Origin of the sequence: Bacillus silvicola (genome assembly GCF_050524305.1) — a bacterium.
In the GTDB taxonomy this organism is placed as follows: domain Bacteria; phylum Bacillota; class Bacilli; order Bacillales; family Bacillaceae_G; genus Bacillus_A; species Bacillus_A cereus_AT.
This window is the reverse complement of the sequence record NZ_JBNGVC010000001.1, coordinates 1087002-1109097: the sequence shown is the minus strand read 5'-3', so window position 1 is coordinate 1109097 and position 22096 is coordinate 1087002. Positions and strand designations below refer to the sequence as shown.

Here is a 22096-nt window from a genome sequence, read left to right as displayed (position 1 = left end):
GGATTTGGACATGACTTTAAAGAAAAAATTAGGGATGGGTATCGCATCGGCAGTACTAGGAGCAGCTTTAGTTGGTGGAGGAACATTTGCATTCTTTAGCGATAAAGAAGTGTCAAATAATACATTTGCGGCTGGTACGCTTGATTTATCATTAAATCCATCAACAGTTGTTAACGTATCGAATTTAAAACCTGGTGATACAATTGAAAAAGAATTTAAACTAGAAAATAAAGGATCTTTAGATATTAAAAAGGTTCTATTAAAAACAGACTATAGTGTAGAAGATACGAAGAAAGATAATAAAGAAGATTTTGGCCAACATATTAAAGTAACATTCTTAAAAAATGTAGATAAGCATGAGACGATTGTGAAAGAAACTACATTAGATAAATTGAAGGGTGATACACTTACAGCAGTAAATAATGATTTAGCTGCTTGGTTCTGGGATGAAAAAGGTATTTCTGCAGGTAAATCTGATAAATTCAAAGTGAAATTTGAATTCGTTGATAATAAAAAAGACCAAAATGAATTCCAAGGCGACAAGTTACAATTAACTTGGACGTTTGATGCACAACAAGGCGATGGTGAAACGAAATAATAATGACAACAAAAAGAGACTATCAAAAGTGGTAGTCTCTTTTTGTGTTAAAAGAGAAATGTAAAAAGAAACATAATTTGTATTTCATTTTGTAATTCACTTTATTATAATAAAGATATAGTTCTTGATAAAGAACGAGTTGTTCGATAGGAGAGATTAAGATGCTGAAGGCACCTCGCAAATTCAAAAAGATGCTTATATTGCCATGTTTGTGCTCTATTACTTTTTATTTAGGTTCTCAAATGATGACTTATACCGAAGCAGCTTTCATTCATGAGACGAAAGTGCAGGCTACTATTTCTACAGCAAGTATTTTTCCAAAAACAGTTGATCAGTTAACAGAGCAAGCTAAGCAACATAAGGAAGTTATTTTGCATGAGTATGAAGAGATGAAATCAAAATTAACTTTCACTTCCACTCAAGAGCTAGAACAGACACTTGCTACGTGGAAACAAGGACGTGAGAAAATTGTTGCGGAGAGGGAACTGTTACAAAAAGTATATGTATCAATAGAAAATCCGTATAACAAAGTGAAAGAAGAGTTAAAGGAAAATAAAAGTGAATCCACTAAGCAAGTATTCTCTTATGTGAATGCGGGTTTTCATATAGTGAAAGAAAACTGTGAGTATGTTGATAAAGAGGTTAATGTACAGGTAATTGATAAACAAATTCAAGCTTTTGAGAAATTATTAGTAGATGAAACAACAAAGCAAAAGAACCTTGAAGAGAGTAAGAAACAGGAAGAAGAGAAAAAGCTAGAAGAGAGTAAGAAACAGGAAGAAGAGAAAAAGCTAGAAGAGAGTAAGAAACAGGAAGAAGAGAAAAAGCTAGAAGAGAGTAAGAAACAAGAAGAAGAGAAAAAGCTAGAAGAGAGTAAGAAACAAGAAGAAGAGAAAAAGCTAGAAGAGAGTAAGAAGCAAGAAGAAGCGAAAAAACTAGAAGAGAGTAAGAAGCAAGAAGAAGCGAAAAAGCTAGAGGAAAGTAAGAAGCAAGAAGAAGCGAAAAAGTTAGAAGAGAGCAAGAAACAAGAAGAACAGAAGAAATAGGAATAGCAAGTAAAATACAGCAGCATTTCGGAAGGTATAAATACAATCATAAGACAAATAGATGAGAGAGCCCTACTACTCATCTATTTACTTTGTTTTTTTTTGAAGGTATAAGGGCCAAAAAATTCAACGAATGCGAAGAAGTTAGTTGGCCGCACACTATTTGGTGAAGGCTAATAATCAGTGGGGATGGACAAAAAACACTGATTAAAGTTTCACTTTATTTCTCAATACTTTTCTGAAAAAAAGAAAAATTGTTGATAAATAAAAATAATCAAAAAATATATTGTGTTTATATAGTTTCGTTCGTTATAATGAACTTAAGGTTTTTAAAAAGAACAAATATTAGCTAAGCTAATATAGTTTTAGTTACACCTCTTATTTTGAAATAAGAGATAAAAATACAAAAAACAGCTAGGGGGAATTGATTGTGAGTCTGAAAAAGAAATTAGGTATGGGAGTTGCATCAGCGGCATTGGGGTTATCTTTAATTGGTGGAGGAACATTTGCATTCTTTAGTGATAAAGAAGTATCGAACAATACATTTGCAGCTGGGACGTTAGATCTTACATTAAACCCTAAAACGCTTGTAGATATTAAAGATTTAAAACCAGGGGATTCTGTTAAGAAAGAGTTCTTATTAAAGAACAGCGGTACTTTAGCGATTAAAGACGTTAAATTAGCGACAAAGTACAGTGTTACAGATGCAAAAAACGATAATGCTGGTGAAGACTTTGGTAAGCACATTAAAGTGAAATTCCTTTGGAACTGGGATAAGCAAAGTGAGCCTGTATATGAAACAACTTTAGCGGATTTACAAAATGCTGATCCTGATCTTGTAGCTAAAGATATCTTTTCTCCAGAGTGGGGTGAAAAAGGTGGCTTAGACGCTGGAACAGAAGACTATCTATGGGTACAATTTGTATTCGAAGATGATGGTACAGATCAAAACAAATTCCAAGGCGATTCATTGAACTTAGAATGGACATTCAACGCAAGCCAAACAGATGGCGAAGAAAAATAATAAATCAAAAGCGGGTATCCCCCGCTTTTTTTTATAAAGAAAAAGAAGTGCCAATTTTAAGCACTCCTTACTATGTATTATTGTTGATTTTTCTTCCATTGTGTAAATTCGAGAAATTCACGAAACTGTTCTTTTGAGACACCAGAGCTCATCGCATCTTTAACAAGCTGGGTCCATTCGGAGTCTAGATGACTTTCCGTTGTTGTTTCATCGTGAAGTAAAGTATCAACTGGAATTTGTAGAACAGCTGCAATTTTTTCAAGAAACTGGATGGAAGGGTTTTTTTGTAAATTTCGTTCTATAGAACTAATGTAAGATTTAGCAACACCAGCTTTTTCGGCGAGTTCTGTTAGTGAAATGCCTTTTTGTAAACGAAGGCGTTTTATACGTTCTCCTATCATATTTGCGCACCTTTCTATCAATATGTAGTCGTCTTATGATGTGAATATTATAACATAAAATTCGTTAAAAAGAACGAGGCTATTGAGCCTGGCTCGTATGCTTCATACGTTGAAAAAAGTGTTCAATATCTTGCAGGGCAATGCCAGCATCTAGAGCCTCAAGTATTAAATCAATCCATTCTTGATCTAGTGAGTCAGCCTTATCTTTGTACAAATGTAATTCCTCCCTAATTATTGGTCATAATTGCTGCTACATAGTAGACGATAATTAACCGACTTTTATATTTTATGTGTCAAATTATCGAATATTGTGTAGATGAAACAAAGATAAAATCCCCATTAAATTCCCTCTATGGAAAGTATAAGGTTTCTGTCAAAATTTTTCAATATTTTCTGAAAACATTGTTGAATTATGATATATTCGTATACTAACTAAGGAATTTTTACAAATATATTAAAAAAATTACATAACATGACTAAATATTGAAAAAATACTGAATTTTTAATAAAATATAATGTGTAATACATATTTTTTTATTAGGGGAGGAAATAAGGGATGAAAAAGAAACCGTTTAAAGTGTTATCATCAATCGCTTTGACAGCTGTTCTAGGCTTGTCACTTGGTGCTGGAAGTCAGCCTACATATGCTGAAACGCCGGAGAACAAGACAGCTACAAGCCCAGTTGATGATCACTTAATCCCAGAAGAGAGATTAGCAAATGCGCTAAAAAAACGTGGGGTAATTGATGCATCTGCTTCAGAGACAGAAACAAAGAATGCTGTCGAAAAGTATGTAGAGAACAAAAAGGGTGAAAATCCTGGGAAAGAAGCGGCAAATGGGGACCAACTTACGAAAGATGCATCTGACTTTTTAAAGAAAGTGAAAGATGCGAAAGCAGAAACGAAAGAAAAATTAGACCAACCTGCGACAGGTACACCTGCAGCGGCAGGCCCAGTTAAAGGCGGTTTAAATGGTAAAGTACCAACTGCTCCAGCAAAACAAAAAGAGTATAACGGTGAAGTTCGTAAAGATAAAGTACTCGTTTTACTTGTAGAGTACGCTGATTTCAAACATAACAATATTGATAAAGAGCCTGGCTATATGTATTCGAACGATTTTAATAAAGAACATTATGAAAAAATGTTATTCGGTAACGAACCGTTTACATTAGATGATGGAAGTAAAATTGAAACGTTTAAACAATATTATGAAGAGCAATCTGGTGGTAGCTACACTGTAGATGGAACAGTTACAAAATGGTTAACAGTTCCTGGTAAAGCAGCTGATTACGGTGCAGATGCTGCAGGCGGCGGCCATGATAATAAAGGACCAAAAGGACCACGTGATCTAGTAAAAGATGCATTAAAAGCAGCTGTAGATAGCGGTATTGATTTATCAGAGTTTGATCAATTTGACCAATATGATGTAAATGAAGATGGAAATAAAAATCAACCTGATGGTTTAATCGATCACTTAATGATTATTCATGCGGGTGTTGGACAAGAAGCTGGCGGCGGTAAATTAGGTGATGATGCAATTTGGTCACATCGCTGGACAGTTGGACCAAAACCATTCCCAATTGAAGGAACAAAGTCGAAAGTTCCATATTGGGGCGGAAAGATGGCTGCGTATGATTACACAATTGAACCAGAAGATGGTGCAGTTGGTGTATTCGCACATGAATATGGTCATGATTTAGGTCTTCCGGATGAGTATGATACACAATATAGCGGTCAGGGTGAGCCGATTGAAGCTTGGTCTATTATGAGTGGCGGAAGCTGGGCTGGTAAAATCGCAGGCACAACGCCAACAAGTTTTTCACCGCAAAATAAAGAGTTTTTCCAAAAAACAATCGGTGGTAACTGGGCAAATATCGTAGAAGTAGATTACGAGAAATTAAATAAAGGTATTGGTCTAGCAACATATTTAGACCAAAGTGTTACGAAATCTGACCGACCAGGTATGATTCGTGTTAACTTACCAGATAAAGATGTAAAAACGATTGCACCAGCATTCGGTAAACAATATTATTACAGCACAAAAGGTGATGACCTTCACACAAAAATGGAGACACCGCTGTTCGATTTAACGAATGCAACGAATGCGAAATTCGATTTCAAGTCATTATATGAGATTGAAGCAGGTTACGATTTCCTTGAAGTACACGCTGTAACAGAAGACGGTAAACAAACGTTAATTGAACGTCTTGGTGAGAAAGCAAATAGTGGAAATGCAGATACGACAAATGGAAAATGGATTGACAAATCATACGATTTAAGTCAGTTCAAAGGTAAGAAAGTGAAATTAACATTTGATTACATTACTGATGGTGGTCTAGCATTAAACGGATTCGCTCTTGATAATGCTTCATTAACAGTAGATGGTAAAGTTGTATTCTCAGATGATGCAGAAGGTACACCACAATTAAAATTAGATGGTTTCGTTGTATCTAATGGAACAGAGAAGAAAAAACATAACTACTATGTAGAGTGGAGAAACTATGCTGGTGCAGATAAAGCATTGAAATTTGCTCGTGGTCCAGAATATAACACAGGTATGGTTGTATGGTATGCGGATTCAGCTTACACAGATAACTGGGTTGGTGTACATCCAGGACATGGTTTCCTTGGTGTAGTTGATTCTCACCCAGAAGCAATTGTAGGAACTTTAAATGGTAAACCAACAGTTAAGAGTAGTACACGATTCCAAATCGCTGATGCGGCATTCTCATTCGATAAAACGCCAGCTTGGAAAGTTGTATCTCCAACGCGTGGAACGTTTACGTACAATGGTTTAGCGGGCGTACCGAAGTTTGATGATTCTAAAGCGTATATTAATCAGCAGATTCCAGATGCAGGACGTATTTTACCGAATCTTGGTCTGAAGTTTGAAGTAGTAGGACAAGCTGATGATAATTCTGCAGGTGCTGTTCGTTTATATCGTTAATACAGTAAAACTACCGAGAGATTTTCTTTCGGTAGTTTTTTTGTGAGCAATGAATTTTAAATAGCTGGAAAAGTCATATATAATGTAACTTTACGAATAGAAATTTGTTACATATAAAATCTATATAAATAATGAAAGAATTGGATAAAAATAGTGGAAGCAGGTGAGTGAATGAGTAGTTCCTCTATTGTAAATAAACAAAAGGAATATTTTTATAAAGGACATACAAGAAGTGTAGAAACGAGAAAGAATAATTTGAAGAAGCTTTATGAAGGAATTCAGCGTTTTGAGGATGAGATTTTTCAAGCGTTGAAATTAGATTTGAATAAATCAGTTCACGAATCATTTACAACAGAAATTGGATATGTATTAAAAGAGATTTCGTTTCAAATGAAGCATATTTCCTCTTGGAGTAAACCAAAGCGAGTTCGCACAGCACTGACTCATTTTGGATCAAAGGGGAAAGTAGTGCCAGAACCGTATGGTGTGACTCTTATTATCGCACCGTGGAACTATCCGTTTCAATTAGCAATTGCACCACTTGTAGGAGCGTTGGCAGCCGGAAATACAGTTGTTTTAAAGCCATCAGAGTTAACACCAAACGTTTCAAAAGTGCTTACGAGAATAATAGAAGAATTATTCCCAGAAGAGCTTGTATCGGTAGTAGAAGGCGGTGTTGAGGAAAGCACTGCACTTTTAAAGGAGCCATTTGATTATATTTTCTTTACAGGTAGTGTTGGAGTCGGAAAAGTTGTAATGGAAGCAGCGGCGAAAAAATTAACGCCTCTTACGTTAGAACTTGGCGGGAAAAGTCCATGTATTGTACATAAAGATGCGAAGCTAGATGTAACTGCAAGACGTATCGTTTGGGGCAAATTTTTAAATGCAGGACAGACGTGTGTAGCACCTGATTATATGTATGTTCATTCTTCAGTGAAAGAACAGTTAATCGAGGCATTACGACATGAAATCACAGAGCAGTATGGAAAAGAGCCTTTACAAAATGACAATTACGTGCGAATTGTGAGCGATCGTCATTTTGAACGATTATGTACATTTTTACAAGACGGCAAGCCGGTGATTGGCGGGAGTTATAAGAAAGAAACATTGCACATTGAGCCGACAGTCTTAACAAATGTTACATGGCAAAGTGCTGTTATGGAGGATGAAATTTTCGGACCAATCTTACCGATTATTGAGTATGATAAACTAGAAGATGTAATTAAAACGATTCAGCAACATCCGAAGCCTTTAGCTTTATATGTTTTTTCTGAAGATAGAAAAGTGCAAGAGCAAGTGACGAATAATATCCCATATGGCGGAGGATGTATTAATGATGTTGTGTATCATCTTGCAACGCCATATTTACCTTTTGGGGGAGTGGGGAGCAGTGGATTAGGCGGCTATCATGGTGAAGAAAGTTTTCGGACTTTTTCCCATTATAAAAGCATTTTGTCCCAATCTACAGCGTTCGACATGAAAATTCGTTACTCTTCTACAAAAAGTGCTTTAAAATTCATACGAAAGTTGTTAAAATGATGATGGTGTTTATCAGTAGGCGTAGCCGTATGATAATAGCCCCTTCGCAATGGAAGGGGTTTTTCTGTTCGACATATGTATCATGCGAAAATGAATCAAACATACTACATATAGAATAGAAGTGAACGCTTGCTAAATAACCATTTTTGTTTGGATCGAAACAAAAAATAGTCTATAGAACATAAATATTTATTCATGAATATAAAAATTAAAATTTAAGGTAGATAGGACGGGAAAATGAAAAAGATTATTAAAGTTGAAGCAGTAGAAAAACATTTTGGAAATCAAGTGATTATCCCCCCTCTTTCTTTAGATATTAAAGAAGGAGAATTTTTAACAATTTTAGGACCGAGTGGTTGCGGGAAAACGACTTTACTTCGTATGATCGCAGGATTTGAAACGCCAACTAAAGGGAATCTTTTATTAGATGATGAAAAGATTAACGATTTGCCACCATACAAGCGTCATATGAATTTAGTGTTCCAACATTACGCACTATTCCCACATATGAATGTTGAAAAAAATATTTGTTTCGGTATGAAAATGCAAAAAGTATCAGCAGCAGAACAGAAAGAACGTGCGGAAGAGGCAATGCGTTTAACGCAGTTACTTGAGTTCCGTAATCGTAAACCTTCTAAGCTTTCTGGTGGACAGCAGCAGCGTGTAGCAATTGCAAGAGCAATTGTGAACAACCCACGTGTATTACTATTAGATGAGCCACTTGGAGCGCTTGACTTTAAGTTAAGAAAAGATTTGCAACGTGAATTGAAAAACTTACAACGTAATTTAGGAATTACGTTCATATACGTAACGCACGATCAAGAAGAAGCGATGAGTATGAGTGATCGTATTGTCGTTATGAATAAAGGGCATATCGAACAAGTCGGCACGCCTAAAGAAATTTACAATCAACCGAAAACATTGTTTGTTGCGACGTTCATCGGTGAAAATAATATCGTGAAAAATGGGGAAAACTACGTAGCAGTTCGCCCTGAAAATGTAAAAGTTCGCTCGGTTGAAGAGCCAATTTTAAAAGAATACCACCTTGGACATATTGAAGATATTGAATTTGTTGGAAATATGGAAAAGCTATATGTACGTGAGGAGAAAACAGCGGAATTACTAATGGCATACCAAACTGCTGAAGAAGCAACGCAGTGGAGCATTGGGGATAATGTATATGTAGGCTGGGAGCAAGAGGACGAGGTGACCTTAAATTGAAGAAAGGGAAATTACTCGCATTACCTACAGTCGTATGGCTGTTACTCTTTTTCCTAATTCCACTTCTGTTCGTATTAGCATTTGCCTTCATGCAGCGCGGAGCATACGGGACAGTGGAGATGAAATTTACATTAGATAACATAGCGCGTGTGTTTGATCCATTATATATGGGGACGTTATGGGAAACAGTGAAGATAGCTGTTATTACTACAGTACTATGTTTATTAATCGGTTATCCATTTGCCTATACAATTACAATTGTTGATCGTAAATATCGTTCTATCCTTCTATTATTGGCAACGATTCCGTTCTGGATTAACTTTCTTGTTCGTTCATACGCATGGATTGTTATTTTACGTTCACAAGGACTTGTAAACACATTGCTATTGAAACTAGGTATCATTAGTGAACCTTTAAATCTGCTATATAATACACCTTCTGTAATACTCGGAATGGTATATTCTTTATTACCATTTATGATTTTACCAGTGTATGCAGCAATTGAGCAGCTTGATAAGCGTAAGTTAGAGGCAGCTTATGATTTAGGAGCAACACCAGTAAAGGCATTTTGGAATATAACAGTACCGATGACGATGTCAGGGATTACAACTGGTTCTATTTTAGTATTTGTTTCTTCTATCGGAATGTTTGTTGTATCAGACGTTATGGGTGGATCGAAAGTAGCATTAATCGGAAACGTAATTCAAAACCAATTCTTAGGCTCACGTGACTGGCCGTTTGGTTCCGCGTTATCTATGATTGTTGTTCTATTCTCTGTTCTGTTAATTTACTTATATTATCGTGCAACGAAAGTATATAAATATGATGGAAACGGAGGGGAATAGGCAAAAATGAAGAAGTTTTTAGTTTCTTATTCTTGGTTAATCTTATTGTTTTTGTATTTTCCAATGATGGTTTTAATGGTATATTCCTTCAACGATTCTCGCATTAATGCGGAATGGGAGGGCTTTACACTCCATTGGTATACAGATTTATTTCAAAAACAAGATGTTATTGATGCGTTTGTAAATAGTATTACGATTGCTCTTATAACGACAATTGTGACGACAGTTTTTGGTGTGATTTTTGCTATTGCATTACACCGTTACAAATATCGTTTTGAAGGAGCCATTAACGGTCTTGTATATTTACCAATTTTAATTCCTGATATTTTAATGGGATTATCTTTACTTATCCTATTTAGTCAATTAGGTATGGAACTTGGAAAAACAACAATTATTATTGCACACATTACATTCAGTATTTCATTTGTTGTTGTTATTTTAGCGGCACGTCTTTCTGGTATGGGACGTGATTTAGAAGAGGCTGCAAACGATTTAGGAGCAACGCCGTGGCAAACGTTTCGTTATGTAACGTTTCCAGCAATTGCACCAGGAGTTATTTCAGCCGCATTATTAACATTCACATTATCGATTGATGATTTTGTAATTAGTTTCTTCGTATCAGGACCAGGATCAACAACATTGCCATTATACATTTATAGTATGGTTAAGCGCGGAGTATCACCTGAAATTAATGCTCTTTCTACAATATTAATTGTTGTAATTGTAGGATTAATGGTGCTATCGGAAATTTTCCGTAATAAAGGTGCAGACGGTGAAGAAAACTCTGGAGGACACCTTCCTTTATAATACGAATGATATAGAAAGAACGAGGAGGTAAAAAATCAATGAAATTGATGAAGACATTAGCTGGCGCAGCTATTAGCTTCGGCCTTGTTGCAGGTGTACTTGCGGGCTGTGGTGAGAAGAAAGAAGAATTGAATATTTATAGTTGGGCTGACAACTTTGATGAGCAAGTTTTAAAAGATTTTGAAAAGAAATATAACGTGAAAATTAACTATGATAAATATGCAAGTAATGAAGAAATGCTTGCGAAATTACAAGCTGGTGGCGCGACATATGATTTAATTCAGCCATCTGATTACATGGTGAAAACGATGGCGAAGATGGACTTATTAGCGCCTTTAGATAAGAAGAACATCCCGAACATCGAGAACCTTGTTTCTAACTTTAAAACACCTGCATTTGATCCAGAGAATAAGTATTCTCTAGTATATACTTGGGGTGTAACAGGCATTGCATACAATAAAAAGTATGTGAAAGAAACACCTACAAGCTGGAATGATTTATGGAACGAGAAATATAAAGGACATGTTACTTTATTAAACGATTCTCGTGAAGTATTAGGAATGGGACTTAAGAAAAATGGTTTCTCTAATAGTACAAAAGAGGATGCACAGTTAAAGACAGCGTCTAATGATTTACAGAAGCTACTTCCAAACTTATTAGCATTTGATACAGATAATATTAAACAAAAATTCATTACAGAAGATGCATGGATCGGGACTGTATGGTCTGGAGACGCAGCATTTATTGCGAAAGATAACAAAGATGTAGGATACGTTGTACCAAAAGAAGGAGGCACAATTTGGGCTGACACGTTAGCGATTCCAAAAGGTGCGAAACATAAAGAACTTGCAGAGAAGTTTATGAATTACTTATTAGATGAAAAAGTAAGTGTGAAAAACTATGAGTCAATTGGTTACAGTAATCCAAATGAAAAAGCTCGTCCTCTTCATAGTAAAGAATATCGTGAAAACCACATGATTTTCTTAACGAAAGAAGAATTAGATCGTACTGAATGGCTTGTTGATGTAGACGATAAGTTAAAAGACTATGATCGCTACTGGACAGAGTTAAAAACAAAAGGTAAATAAGTAAGGGAATGCGGTTTCTAAAGTAGAAATCGCATTTTTTCATAAGTAGGAGGAAATCGTTTGAAGAAAAAGTTACATCGATATGAGTTCATGTGTATGATTTTATTACTTGCTTTATTCGGCATTATCGCTTGGAGAGTACAAGCAAGCGGAGTTACAGCATTGGATACATATGTCCGAGAGATGGTAAAAGGATTACAAACAGAAAGCTCAATTACATTCTTCACATATTTTACAAAGCTAGGATCTGCAATTGGAGTTATAACGACACTAATTATAAGTTTGCTCGTTTTTTGGAAAAAACGTTATTATGCTGCTATGATCGTGTATCCAATGGCTATATTAACGACACATCTTGTTAATAAAGGGATAAAAGAAATTGTAAAAAGAGACCGTCCATCATTAAACGAGGCACTTGACGCACTTGGATATAGCTTCCCAAGTGGACATGCAATGCTATCTATTATGACATTTGGTTTTCTTGCCTATATCATTGCTGCCAATTTGAAGAGTGTAGCTGGGAAATATGGTATTACGATTTTGATGGGAATATTAATTTTATTGATTGGTTTAAGTAGAGTTATTTTAAATGTGCATTATCCAACTGATATTTTAGCAGGTTACTGCGTAGGTGGTATTTTGTTAATTATAGCAATTTATTGTCATCGTTTACTTTCTGAAAGATTAGGGCTTAATAGAGAAAGATAGAACAATGCCTAAAAAACTGTCGTTATAGTTTTTTAGGCATTTTTTGTTTATATTCGGATGTGATACATTATAAGTAGATGATTGCACTAAATAAAGTAGGTGAAAATGTGTGAAGACAAATGTACATAAAGTTGATAAATGGGGAAAGATAGGAGCCTTTTTATATCAGTTTCGGTATACGGTAATTGTAGCGCTACTATTGCTCGCAGTAGGGCTCGGGATTTTTGCTCCGAAGCTTCCAGGAGTATTAGGTGGTGATGGTTTCCAAACAGAAGGAGATTATCAAAAGACGAAAGAAATTTTAGATAAAGATTTTAAGCAGTCTCAAGATACGCTTTTACTCGTTTTTGAGAAAGAAAAGAATGCTTCTCAAGAGGAGTTTCAAAAGCGTATAGATGGAATTATAAATCACATTCAAGAGAAGGAAACATACGAATCTTTCCATCATCCGATGCAAAATAAAGAGATGCTAAAAGATGATATCGGTTATGCGACGATATTATTTTCCGGGAAAACAAATAAAGAACGAATGGAAAAGACATTACAATTCGCTGAAAAAATTGTGAAGGAAAGTAATGCAGTATTAAAAGTAACACCGACAGGATATCCGAAAATTAATCAGGAGATTAATGAAAGGACGCAAAATGATTTAAAAGTAGCAGAGATGATTGGTTTGCCTATTGCTTTTCTCGTACTATTATTCTCATTTGGTAGTCTGCTTGCGTCTATTTTGCCGATTTTAAATGGCCTACTTAGTGTAATCAGTACGATGGGGATTTTATATTTTATAGGTAGCGATAAAGAGTTATCTATTTTTGTATTAAATGTTGCACCGATGATTGGGCTTGCATTATCAATTGATTTTGCACTGTTATTTGTAAATCGCTTTCGAGAGGAAGTGGCGAAGAGAACAGTGAAAGAAGCGATAGCGACTACGTATCAAACGGCAGGGCGTGCTATCGTATTTTCAGGGCTGTGTGTATTCGTCGGTTTATCAGGTTTATTTTTCTTTAAGATTGATTATATTCAGTCTGTTGCTATTAGCGGGATGATTGTCGTTATTATGAGCATTTTGTTTTCGCTCACACTTCTTCCGGCGCTATTATCTTTAATTGGTAAAAGGATATTAAAAAAGAATCAGGCGGCGCCTACGCCATCAAATGCATGGCGTAAATTTGCACAGTTTGTAATGAAACATCCAATCGTCATGATTATTGCTGTTACAACATTTATTGTTATTTGTTTATTACCGCTACGTACAGCTAACTTGCAGTTTCCTGGTGTTGAAGCGTTACCTGAAAAGAGTGACACAAGGGTTGCTTATGAGAAATATGAAGAAGCATTTAATAAAACTGTCAAAACACATGCTGATGTTACATTAGTAGTAGAGACGAAGAAAAATATGACAGAAAAAGAAAGCTTACAAAAGGTAGAAGATGTTGTTCAAAAGTTAAAAGATGATAAGAAAGTATATAAGGTGAAAAGTGTATATGACGGGCTAAATGGAATGAAAGCAGATCAAGTTGCTGGAATGTTACAATCACCAGAAGCTGCGAAAATAACTCCTATATTTGAAGCGTATACGAAAGAGAATAAGACAACAATTGAAGTCTTTTTGGATACGAAACCTCGTACAGAAACTGCTAAACAATGGGTTCGTGATTTCAAAAATAATTATAAAGAAAACGATGTTACCTATTATTTAGGCGGGATGACAACGTTCCAACAAGAGTTAGAAGATGAAATTAAAGATAAAGTTGCAATTGGTATGTCTGTTATATTTGGGTCAACATTTGTCATTTTATTATTCGCATTCCGTTCTATACTCATTCCAATTAAAGCAATTATTATGAACGTACTTAGTTTAAGTGCAACAATTGGAATTGTTATTTGGTTATTTGAAGGTGGACATTTCGGATTAGAAGAGAGTTCAGTTTTATTTGTATTACCCATCTTCATTTTCGGCCTCGTATTTGGACTTAGTATGGATTATGAAGTATTTCTTATTTCACGTATTCATGAGTTGTATGAGGAAACAGGAGATAACGATCAAGCAACGTTAGAAGGGCTTGTATCAACAAGCCGTATCATTACATCCGCTGCTTTAATTATGATTGTTGTTACCGGTGCGTTTGCATTTACAGATATTTTACCAGTAAAGCAGATGGGGATTGGGGTTGCATTAGCTATATTTCTTGATGCAACAATTATTCGCCTTATGCTAGTACCAAGTTTAATGAAATTGTTTGGAGATTGGAACTGGTGGTTACCATTCCGAAAGAAAAAAGAAAAATCGTCCTAAAAATACTCATCTATAAGGTGAGTATTTTTTTATGAATAGCAAGGCCTATATTTTGCAAATAGTATGTGATAAGAACATTACATACAAGTAGGTGAAGGCAATGTTTCGTTATTTTAAGTTTAAGCTAAATGATACAGTACAGTTTGCTGAAAAAGATGGACATATGTATCGCATTGTCGGTTATCGGTTAGAAAAAGGATTTTATCCAAAAGATGAATGGACTCATATCATTTATGAACTCCTTAGAGAATTTGATGGGTATACGATGGATGCGGAAGAAGAGGAACTTGTAAAGGTCATTCAAGTAGAGGATGAGTATTACAAAATACAAGAAGTATCGGGGTATCGTTATCCAGTAAAAATGAAGCAAAAGCAGCAAGTTATGAAAGGAGAGAAGATAGACGACTTATTAGATACGTACAACGACTATAAACGATTGGCAGATTTCTTTAAAGATTTATCGTATGAACAAAAAGCTGAAGCAGTATTGCAAGAAATGAAAAGAATTAGAGCATGAGGGGCAGTCTATTATAAGACTGTCTTCTCTTTTTGACGGTGCATCAAAGTGTGTTTTCCGTTACAATGAGAGAATCAATAGAAATAAGGTGATACAGTATGGAAACAAAGAAAAAGGGCGAATGGTGCGAAATTACGGTTCCAGCGATATGGAATAGTATAAGCATTGAATCGTTGTTAAAAGTAGAATGGGAAGTGCCAAAAAAGTTATTACATCAGCTTCGTATGGAAAAAGGTATTACGGTTAACGGAGAACAGAGGAGATGGGATGAGCTTTTAAAAGAAGGAGATAAGTTACAAGTTCATATGTTTATGGAGGAGGAGTACGGCATAGATCCAGAATATGGTGAATTAGATGTAGTGTATGAAGACGATCACGTACTCATTGTAAATAAGCAGGGGCAAATGGATACACATCCATCTGAAAAAAATGGGACGGGAACACTTGCTAATCTTGTTGCTTTTCATTTTCAAATGCAAGGTTTAGAGACGAAGGTTCGCCATATTCATAGGTTAGACAAAGATACGACAGGTGGTGTTGTATTCGCAAAACATAGAATTGCGGGTGCAATTATGGATCGTTTATTAATGGAACGGAAAATTAAAAGAACGTATGCGGCACTTGTTGAAGGAAAAGTAAAAAAGAAGCAAGGGACAATTGATGCAGCTATCGGAAGAGATCGACATCACGCTACGAGACGCCGTGTTTCTCCAAAGGGAGACCAAGCTATAACATATTATAAAGTAGAGAAATATTTTAACAAACAAAATGCTACGCTTGTAACGTTACAGTTAGAAACCGGTAGAACGCATCAAATTCGTGTTCATATGAGCTATAATGGAAATCCGTTAGTTGGGGATCTATTATATGGCGGTCAAACAAAATACATGTCTCATCAAGCGCTACATGCGATGAAGATTAATTTTGTGCATCCAATTACGAAAGAAGAGATTATGGTTGAGGTACCTTTCCCTGCAAACTTAAATAATACAATGAAAAAATTTGAAAGAGAAAACGGGTAAAATGTAAGTTTAAAATTGAAAAAGGTAGATTTTTGCAGGGATTTCTCGAAAAGAGGCGAAGCCGTTAAGAGAAAAGAGAGGTGAGAATCACTTGGTCAAATATAAATATGTGCTAGGAATATTTTTCGCTTGTCTTTTACTTACTCTATGCATCTATACATATTTACCAACTCGTATGGCAGTGCATTGGAACGAGAATGGTGTAGCGAATGAGTTTATAAGTAAACAAGTTGTCGTGTTATTTCTGCCTGTCCTTATTATTTTTTTACATGGATTCGTGTATATTATTTCACATAATATATATAAGTTTAACGAAGGAGAGCATTTTAGTGTAAGCGGATTTATAAAGAGTATTACTTTATTTATGTTGTTTATCCATATGCTTATTCTTTTTATTAATTTGAGAAGTAGTATATTCTTTCAGACAGGACTAACGATTGGAATTAGTATGTTTCTTTTTATGCTTAGTAAAGTGTTTAAAAAGGTGAAGGATACAGGGAAAGAACCGATCAAATTACAAAAAATCCGTTTAGTTAGTAGTCGAATCTTTCAAGTGATGGCATGTAGCATATTATTTTCATTGCTTTTGAGCCTGAAATGGGGATTTTATTTGTTAATTAGTGTAATAAGCTGCGGGTCTATTTTGTTTATGTTCTACATTTTATACGCATACATATTAGAAAGCTATGAAGCATAAAAAAAGAGTCTTCTCCTAGAAGACTCTTTTTCTATTTACTTCGTAATAAATTGCTGTGTCCAGTAGTTGCCGCTTTCTACATAACCAACACCGATGTGAGTGAAGCTGTTATTTAAAATGTTTGCACGGTGTCCAGCACTGTTCATCCAAGCTTGTACTACTTCTTCAGGTGTACGTTGGCCTTGAGCGATGTTCTCACCTGCAGATGTATAAGAAATGCCAAATTTCTTCATCATGTCAAACGGAGATCCGTATGTAGGGCTGTTATGATCAAAGTAGTTATTTTTTTGCATATCTTCAGATTTAATACGTGCTACTTTGCTTAATTCAGTATCGATTTGTAATGCTGATAAACCTTGTTTTGCACGCTCAGCGTTTGTTAATTCAACAACACGTTGTTCGAACTCGCTTAAAGATTTTGCTTCTTCAGCAGGCTTTTGCTCAGCTGGTTTTTGTTCAGCAGGTTTTTGAGTATTGTTGTTTTCAGCAGGTTTTTGAGCTTCTGGTTTTTGAACTTCTTCAGCAGGCTTTTGCTCAACTGGTTTTTGCTCAGCAGGCTTTTGAGTTTCTGGCTTAGCTGTTGGTTGTTCAGTCACAACATTTTCAGTAGGCTGTTGACCAGGAATGAAGCAATCTTGTTGGAATTGTCCTTGATTCCATTGTGCTAATGATTCAACTCCCATAGATTGTAAGAATGCTTGTAATTCTTGTTGGCTCATTTGCTTCATCATCATTTTTGAATGCTGAATATTTTGAACCTTTATGTTAGATGGTTGTACTGTTGCAGCTTGTGCATCTAAAGAAGATACTCCTAAAGTAAGAGCTGTTGCAGCAGCTACAGATAATAAAACACGCTTTTTCATGATGTGTGTCCCCCTATATAAAGTTTTAATTTGTTTTCACACGATTTGTTTTTGACAGCCTGTCTGACTGACAAATTCATCGTAGCATACAATTTACAAGAAAAAAGATGGAAAAAAATTCATAGACTTCGAAATTACCTAATTTATCCTAAGGGAAGAAAAGGGCGGAAATAAGAGAAACATAGAGTATAAAAGGAATTTTTAGCATTTTTATACTTCGTTTTAAGAGGGGATTTTTGGATAAAGTTACCTAAATAGAAAATGAAGAATCCTATTGTATCAATGGTTTGAGCGATTTTTCGAGGAATATAATGGATTGATTTTTACAAAACTGTAATGTTTCTGTTGTTCTTTTTTATAATAAAGTAACATATTTTTAATGTTGTAGCAGACAAAAAAGCGGCTATCTCTTTACATAGACGAAGGAGATAGCCGTTTTCCTATTATTACGTATGTTACGAGTTATTACGAGTTAGTTTCAATTGCTTCTAATAATAAATCTACGATGTGAATTCCTCTCATTTTATGAGAAAGACCTTCCCGTTCAATGCCTAATTTTATTTGTAATAGACAACCTGGATTTGCAGTAACAATCTTTGCTGCATCTGTTTCATGTACACAGTCCATTTTATAATCTAGGAATTCCATTGATAACTCTGAATGAACAATGTTGTAAATACCAGCAGAACCACAGCAGCGGTCCGCATCTTTCATTTCACGGTATGTTGCGCCTTGGATGGCTTCTAGTAACATACGAGGTTCAGAAGATGTTCGCATAACATTGCGTAAATGACAAGAGTCTTGATACGTAATGATTTGTGGCGTGAGTCGTAAGTCAGTACGTTTATGGAAATCTAATTCTACTAGTATAGCGGTAATATCTTTAATTTTAGAAACAAACTGCTTTGCACGTTCAGCCCACTTTGGATCATCTTTTAAAAGATAATCATAGTCTACGAGGTAAGCTCCGCAGCCACCTGCATTCGTAATAATATAGTCTATTTGTAAATCTTCGAATGCTTGTATATTTCGTTTCGCTAATTCTTTTGCTCCACTTTTTTCACCAGCATGCCCATGTAATGCCCCGCAGCAACTTTGCGTTTTCGGAATAACGATATCGCAACCAGCTAACTGAAGAAGTTTCATCGTTGCGTTATTTGTTTCTAAAAACATCGTATCCATTAAACAACCTGTGAAGAATGCAACTTGTTTTTTCTTTGCTACCTCAGCAGGTAAAAATTCAGGACGATTTTTCATTGCTTTCATTTTAGGGACTTTTGGTAAAACAAGATCCATCGTTGCAAGTGTTTCAGGGAATAACTTCATAATCCCTGCTTTATGTGTTAGCGTTTGTAAACCAGAACGCTGGTAAAATCCGATTAGTCCTGTTAATGTTCTCATTCGATTTTGATGAGGGAATAGTCCTTCAAAAACGACTTTACGAACGGCTCTCACTGGCACCGAGAACTTTTTATTTTGATTTATAATATCACGAGCTTCTTCTAATAAATGTCCATAATTCACACCAGATGGACAAACAGGCTCACAAGCGCGGCAGCCAAGGCAAACATTTAATGTATTTTCAACATCCTCATCTGGCTCAATTAAACCATCGACGACGGCTTTCATTAATGCGATACGTCCGCGTGGTGAATGCGATTCTTTATACCCAGATTGAATATAAGTAGGGCAAGTCGGTAAACAAAAGCCGCATCGCATACAGTTTAGTAGTTCATCTTCACTTAATCGTTCTTTAAATTCCTTTTGAATGTTTTTTGTATTTAATGTGGTCATCGCTCAACCACCACTCTTTTACGAGAGTCTTTCGCGAACATTTTACCTGGATTCATAATGTTATTTGGATCGAAGGCTTGTTTAATTCCTTGCATAGCAGCAATACCTTCTTTACCTAATTTCATTTCTAAATAAGGAGCTTTCATCGCGCCAACACCATGTTCACCAGTAATCGTGCCACCAAGTTCAATTGCTTTCGCAAATATTTCAGCAAAAGCTTGTTCAGCTCGGTGCATTTCTTCTTCATTACGGGCATCTGTCATACAAGTTGGGTGTAAGTTGCCGTCACCAGCATGACCAAAAGTACAAATAGGAATATTATATTTCTTTGCAATTGCATTAATTGCTTCAACCATTGGAGCAATTTGTGAACGTGGTACCGTCGCATCTTCCAGTATTGTTGTAGGTTTTAGTCTTGCAAGTGCTGATAGTGCACTACGGCGAGCTGTTCGAAGCGCATCTGCTTCCGCTTCATCTTTTGCAACGCGAACATCGACTGCATTCATAGAACGACAAACGTTAGCCATTTTTTCAATATCTCGATTGACAACTTCGGGCGGGCCGTCTTGTTCAATTAATAAAATTGCCTTAACGTCAGTTGGTAAACCGATTTGTGCAAATTCTTCTACAACTTCAATTGTCGGTTGATCTAAAAACTCAAGTGTCGCAGGAATGATTTTATTTGCAATAATAGAAGAAACAGCACGTGCAGCTTCGTTAATATCTTCATATAGTGCGAGCATTGTTTTCTTCGTTTCAGGCATAGGAACAAGTTTTAATATCGCTTCCGTAACAACACCAAGTGTTCCTTCAGAACCGATAAATAGACGAGTTAAATCGTAACCAGCTACATCTTTTGCTAATTTACCGCCAGTGCGAATGATATCGCCGTTTGGTAAGACAAGCTCAAGCCCCATTACATAATCACGTGTTACGCCATATTTTAACCCACGCAATCCACCTGAGTTTTCATTAATGTTACCGCCGATTGTAGAAATTTTCATAGAGCTTGGATCTGGTGGATAAAATAAACCTTTTTCTTCTACTGCTTTAATAATATCAAGTGTAATAACGCCAGCTTGTACAGTAATTGTTAAATTTTCTTCGTCAATTTCTAAAATATTGTTCATATGGCGGAAAATAAGGACAATACCGCCTTCAAGTGGACACGCTCCAGCACAAAGATTTGTTCCAGACCCGCGAACATATACAGGAATTTTATGAGTGTTACACACTTTTAACACGTCTGCTACTTCATTTGTATTACGAGGAGCAATGACTGCATCAGGCATCGCTTGGAAGTTTGGAGTGGCATCATAACTATAAGTTAAACGCCCCATATTGGATGTATCTACATTATCTTCGCCAACAATGGATACGAATGAATCAATAATTTGCTTTTCTAACATTGGAAATCCCCCTCAAACTGTTAACGTATTTAGTAATAATAAAAAACGTTGTAACAGTGCTTTCATTATAATGATAAAAAAGTCAGGGGATTCTTTCTATGTGTAATCATCTAAAGATTAATCTGTTTTATCGTTCTTTTTTGTATGATTATCTAATAATAGAAGTGAAAAGTATAAAACATTTAAATCTTTGAATTGTTTTGGGTCAAGTTCTGTATGTTCCTCAATCTTTTTTAACCTGTAATGCAATGTGTTAATGTGTATATGTAATTGCTGAGCTGTTTGCTTATAGGATTGGTTATAATCAATAAATAAACGTAAAGTGTGCATAAGTTCAGGAGATGATACTAAGTTTTCGATGGTACGCTCTAAAAACTGTTCCCGCGTTTCAGTAGAAATATCTTGTAAGCACATTTCTAAACGTAAATCTTCATTAAATACAATTTTTTTCGTTTCAAGTGATACTGAAAGAGCTTGTAATGCTTGTTCGTACGATAAGTTCATATTACTTGGTGTAACTGTTTGTCCAATCCCGATATATAAAGTAATAGAAAATAAAGTTTCACAGTCTTGTTTTAATCGTTTTAAAAATTGATAAGTTTGCTCTTTGGAGCTTATCGTTGTAAATAAGATGAATCGATCATTTCCCCAGCGAACAAAGAGATGCTCCTTTGCTAATATATTGCGTACGTGTTGCCAAATTTTACGCTGAAGCATCGTGTCATTTTGATCGATAGAGAACAAAATAAGTTGTTTCTTCTTATATAAATCAATACCAAGTGTTTTTGCACGATCGAAAAAACTTGGAGACCAGTCTGTATTTTGAAGCCAATCAAAAACAAATGCTTCATAAGAACGGTGCTCAAGTTCTAGCTGTTCTAAAAAGTAATTTTCGTGAATTAATAGTTCGGTCATCTTACGTAATATTTCTCCATATTGGGAAATGTTTTCAGGTTCTCCTGTGATTCCAATAACACCGATTACTTCATCATGGAATAGCAAAGGAAGATTCATCCCCGCCTTTACGCCTTGCAGTCGCCTTTCATCTTCTTTTGTAATAATGACAGTCTTTTTTTGTTTCGCACAGCGGAGTGCGCCTTCATGAAATTGACCGATTCTTTCCGCATCTGTACTTGCGATAATAACACCTTGTATATTAATGATAATAATATTTTCTGTAATCAGTCTGCGTACTTCCCGTACAATTTTATTCGCTAAATCAGGAAAAAGCATAATTTGCACACCTCAAATTCTATTTGTTGTACATT

General features: G+C 35.6%; 20 protein-coding genes. 14 read left to right on the top strand and 6 right to left on the bottom strand.

Features of this window, described 5'->3' with window-relative positions; all coding sequences use genetic code 11:
• Window positions 1-10 precede the first annotated feature (10 nt).
• The 3 genes from ACP6L7_RS05855 (at window position 11) to calY (ending at window position 2668) form a co-directional block, all read left to right on the top strand.
• Entirely contained in the window at window positions 11-598 is a 588-nt protein-coding gene (locus ACP6L7_RS05855; protein ID WP_097830129.1) for a CalY family protein, read from the top strand.
• Window positions 599-759: 161 nt separating this feature from the next.
• Window positions 760-1644, top strand: a complete 885-nt coding sequence (locus ACP6L7_RS05850; RefSeq protein WP_430528907.1) for a DUF4047 domain-containing protein — start codon at window positions 760-762, stop codon at window positions 1642-1644.
• Window positions 1645-2074: 430 nt separating this feature from the next.
• Window positions 2075-2668, top strand: coding sequence for a biofilm matrix protein CalY (gene calY / locus ACP6L7_RS05845; protein ID WP_097830131.1), 594 nt, complete (start codon window positions 2075-2077; stop codon window positions 2666-2668).
• 77 nt (window positions 2669-2745) lie between these two features.
• Here the strand turns inward: calY and ACP6L7_RS05840 are convergent, their stop codons facing one another.
• Both ACP6L7_RS05840 and ACP6L7_RS05835 read right to left on the bottom strand, forming a co-directional pair.
• The gene (locus ACP6L7_RS05840; RefSeq protein ID WP_002011473.1) at window positions 2746-3069 is read right to left on the bottom strand and encodes a helix-turn-helix domain-containing protein; all 324 of its coding nucleotides are present in this window, start codon (window positions 3067-3069) and stop codon (window positions 2746-2748) included.
• A gap of 79 nt (window positions 3070-3148) precedes the next feature.
• The gene (locus tag ACP6L7_RS05835) at window positions 3149-3283 is read right to left on the bottom strand and encodes an anti-repressor SinI family protein (protein WP_002011474.1); all 135 of its coding nucleotides are present in this window, start codon (window positions 3281-3283) and stop codon (window positions 3149-3151) included.
• A gap of 342 nt (window positions 3284-3625) precedes the next feature.
• Here ACP6L7_RS05835 and inhA1 point away from each other — a divergent pair, with 342 nt between their 5' ends.
• The 11 genes from inhA1 to ACP6L7_RS05780 all read left to right on the top strand — a co-directional run bounded on the left by inhA1 (window position 3626) and on the right by ACP6L7_RS05780 (window position 16762).
• Window positions 3626-6016 carry a M6 family metalloprotease immune inhibitor InhA1 gene (gene inhA1 / locus ACP6L7_RS05830; RefSeq protein ID WP_097830132.1) on the top strand — a complete coding sequence of 797 codons (2391 nt, stop codon included), beginning with the start codon at window positions 3626-3628 and terminating at the stop codon, window positions 6014-6016.
• Between the two features lie 171 nt (window positions 6017-6187).
• Window positions 6188-7555: an aldehyde dehydrogenase gene (locus tag ACP6L7_RS05825; RefSeq protein ID WP_097830133.1), complete on the top strand. Its 1368-nt coding sequence runs from the start codon at window positions 6188-6190 to the stop codon at window positions 7553-7555.
• A 237-nt stretch (window positions 7556-7792) separates the two neighbouring features.
• Window positions 7793-8776, top strand: coding sequence for a spermidine/putrescine ABC transporter ATP-binding protein PotA (gene potA, locus ACP6L7_RS05820; RefSeq protein WP_002117249.1), 984 nt, complete (start codon window positions 7793-7795; stop codon window positions 8774-8776).
• Window positions 8773-9621, top strand: a complete 849-nt coding sequence (gene potB / locus ACP6L7_RS05815) for a spermidine/putrescine ABC transporter permease PotB (protein ID WP_097830134.1) — start codon at window positions 8773-8775, stop codon at window positions 9619-9621. Before potA ends, potB begins: the two co-directional genes overlap by 4 nt.
• 6 nt (window positions 9622-9627) lie before the next feature.
• Entirely contained in the window at window positions 9628-10428 is an 801-nt protein-coding gene (gene potC, locus ACP6L7_RS05810; protein WP_097830135.1) for a spermidine/putrescine ABC transporter permease PotC, read from the top strand.
• Window positions 10429-10466: 38 nt separating this feature from the next.
• The gene (potD, locus tag ACP6L7_RS05805) at window positions 10467-11516 is read left to right on the top strand and encodes a spermidine/putrescine ABC transporter substrate-binding protein PotD (protein ID WP_097830136.1); all 1050 of its coding nucleotides are present in this window, start codon (window positions 10467-10469) and stop codon (window positions 11514-11516) included.
• A gap of 60 nt (window positions 11517-11576) precedes the next feature.
• On the top strand, window positions 11577-12224 hold the full coding sequence (locus ACP6L7_RS05800; RefSeq protein WP_141533328.1) for a phosphatase PAP2 family protein: 648 nt from the start codon (window positions 11577-11579) through the stop codon (window positions 12222-12224).
• A gap of 109 nt (window positions 12225-12333) precedes the next feature.
• Complete coding sequence (locus tag ACP6L7_RS05795; protein ID WP_097830137.1) at window positions 12334-14526, top strand: MMPL family transporter; 2193 nt, start codon at window positions 12334-12336, stop codon at window positions 14524-14526.
• A 100-nt stretch (window positions 14527-14626) separates the two neighbouring features.
• Window positions 14627-15043 (top strand): histidinol dehydrogenase, encoded by a 417-nt coding sequence (locus ACP6L7_RS05790; protein WP_071744732.1) that lies wholly within the window; start codon window positions 14627-14629, stop codon window positions 15041-15043.
• Window positions 15044-15141: 98 nt separating this feature from the next.
• Complete coding sequence (locus ACP6L7_RS05785) at window positions 15142-16065, top strand: RluA family pseudouridine synthase (RefSeq protein WP_097830138.1); 924 nt, start codon at window positions 15142-15144, stop codon at window positions 16063-16065.
• 91 nt (window positions 16066-16156) lie between these two features.
• Window positions 16157-16762: a DUF1648 domain-containing protein gene (locus ACP6L7_RS05780; RefSeq protein WP_097830139.1), complete on the top strand. Its 606-nt coding sequence runs from the start codon at window positions 16157-16159 to the stop codon at window positions 16760-16762.
• A gap of 35 nt (window positions 16763-16797) precedes the next feature.
• On the opposite strand, the gene ACP6L7_RS05775 is transcribed toward ACP6L7_RS05780, so the two are convergent.
• The 4 genes from ACP6L7_RS05775 to ACP6L7_RS05760 all read right to left on the bottom strand — a co-directional run bounded on the left by ACP6L7_RS05775 (window position 16798) and on the right by ACP6L7_RS05760 (window position 22061).
• Entirely contained in the window at window positions 16798-17625 is an 828-nt protein-coding gene (locus tag ACP6L7_RS05775; protein WP_097830140.1) for a CAP domain-containing protein, read from the bottom strand.
• Between the two features lie 465 nt (window positions 17626-18090).
• Window positions 18091-19419, bottom strand: coding sequence for a (Fe-S)-binding protein (locus tag ACP6L7_RS05770; protein ID WP_097830141.1), 1329 nt, complete (start codon window positions 19417-19419; stop codon window positions 18091-18093).
• Window positions 19416-20828 carry a glycolate oxidase subunit GlcD gene (glcD, locus tag ACP6L7_RS05765; RefSeq protein WP_097830142.1) on the bottom strand — a complete coding sequence of 471 codons (1413 nt, stop codon included), beginning with the start codon at window positions 20826-20828 and terminating at the stop codon, window positions 19416-19418. The genes ACP6L7_RS05770 and glcD overlap by 4 nt, the downstream gene beginning before the upstream one ends.
• A 117-nt stretch (window positions 20829-20945) precedes the next feature.
• Complete coding sequence (locus ACP6L7_RS05760; protein ID WP_097830143.1) at window positions 20946-22061, bottom strand: CdaR family transcriptional regulator; 1116 nt, start codon at window positions 22059-22061, stop codon at window positions 20946-20948.
• Window positions 22062-22096: the final 35 nt, after the last annotated feature.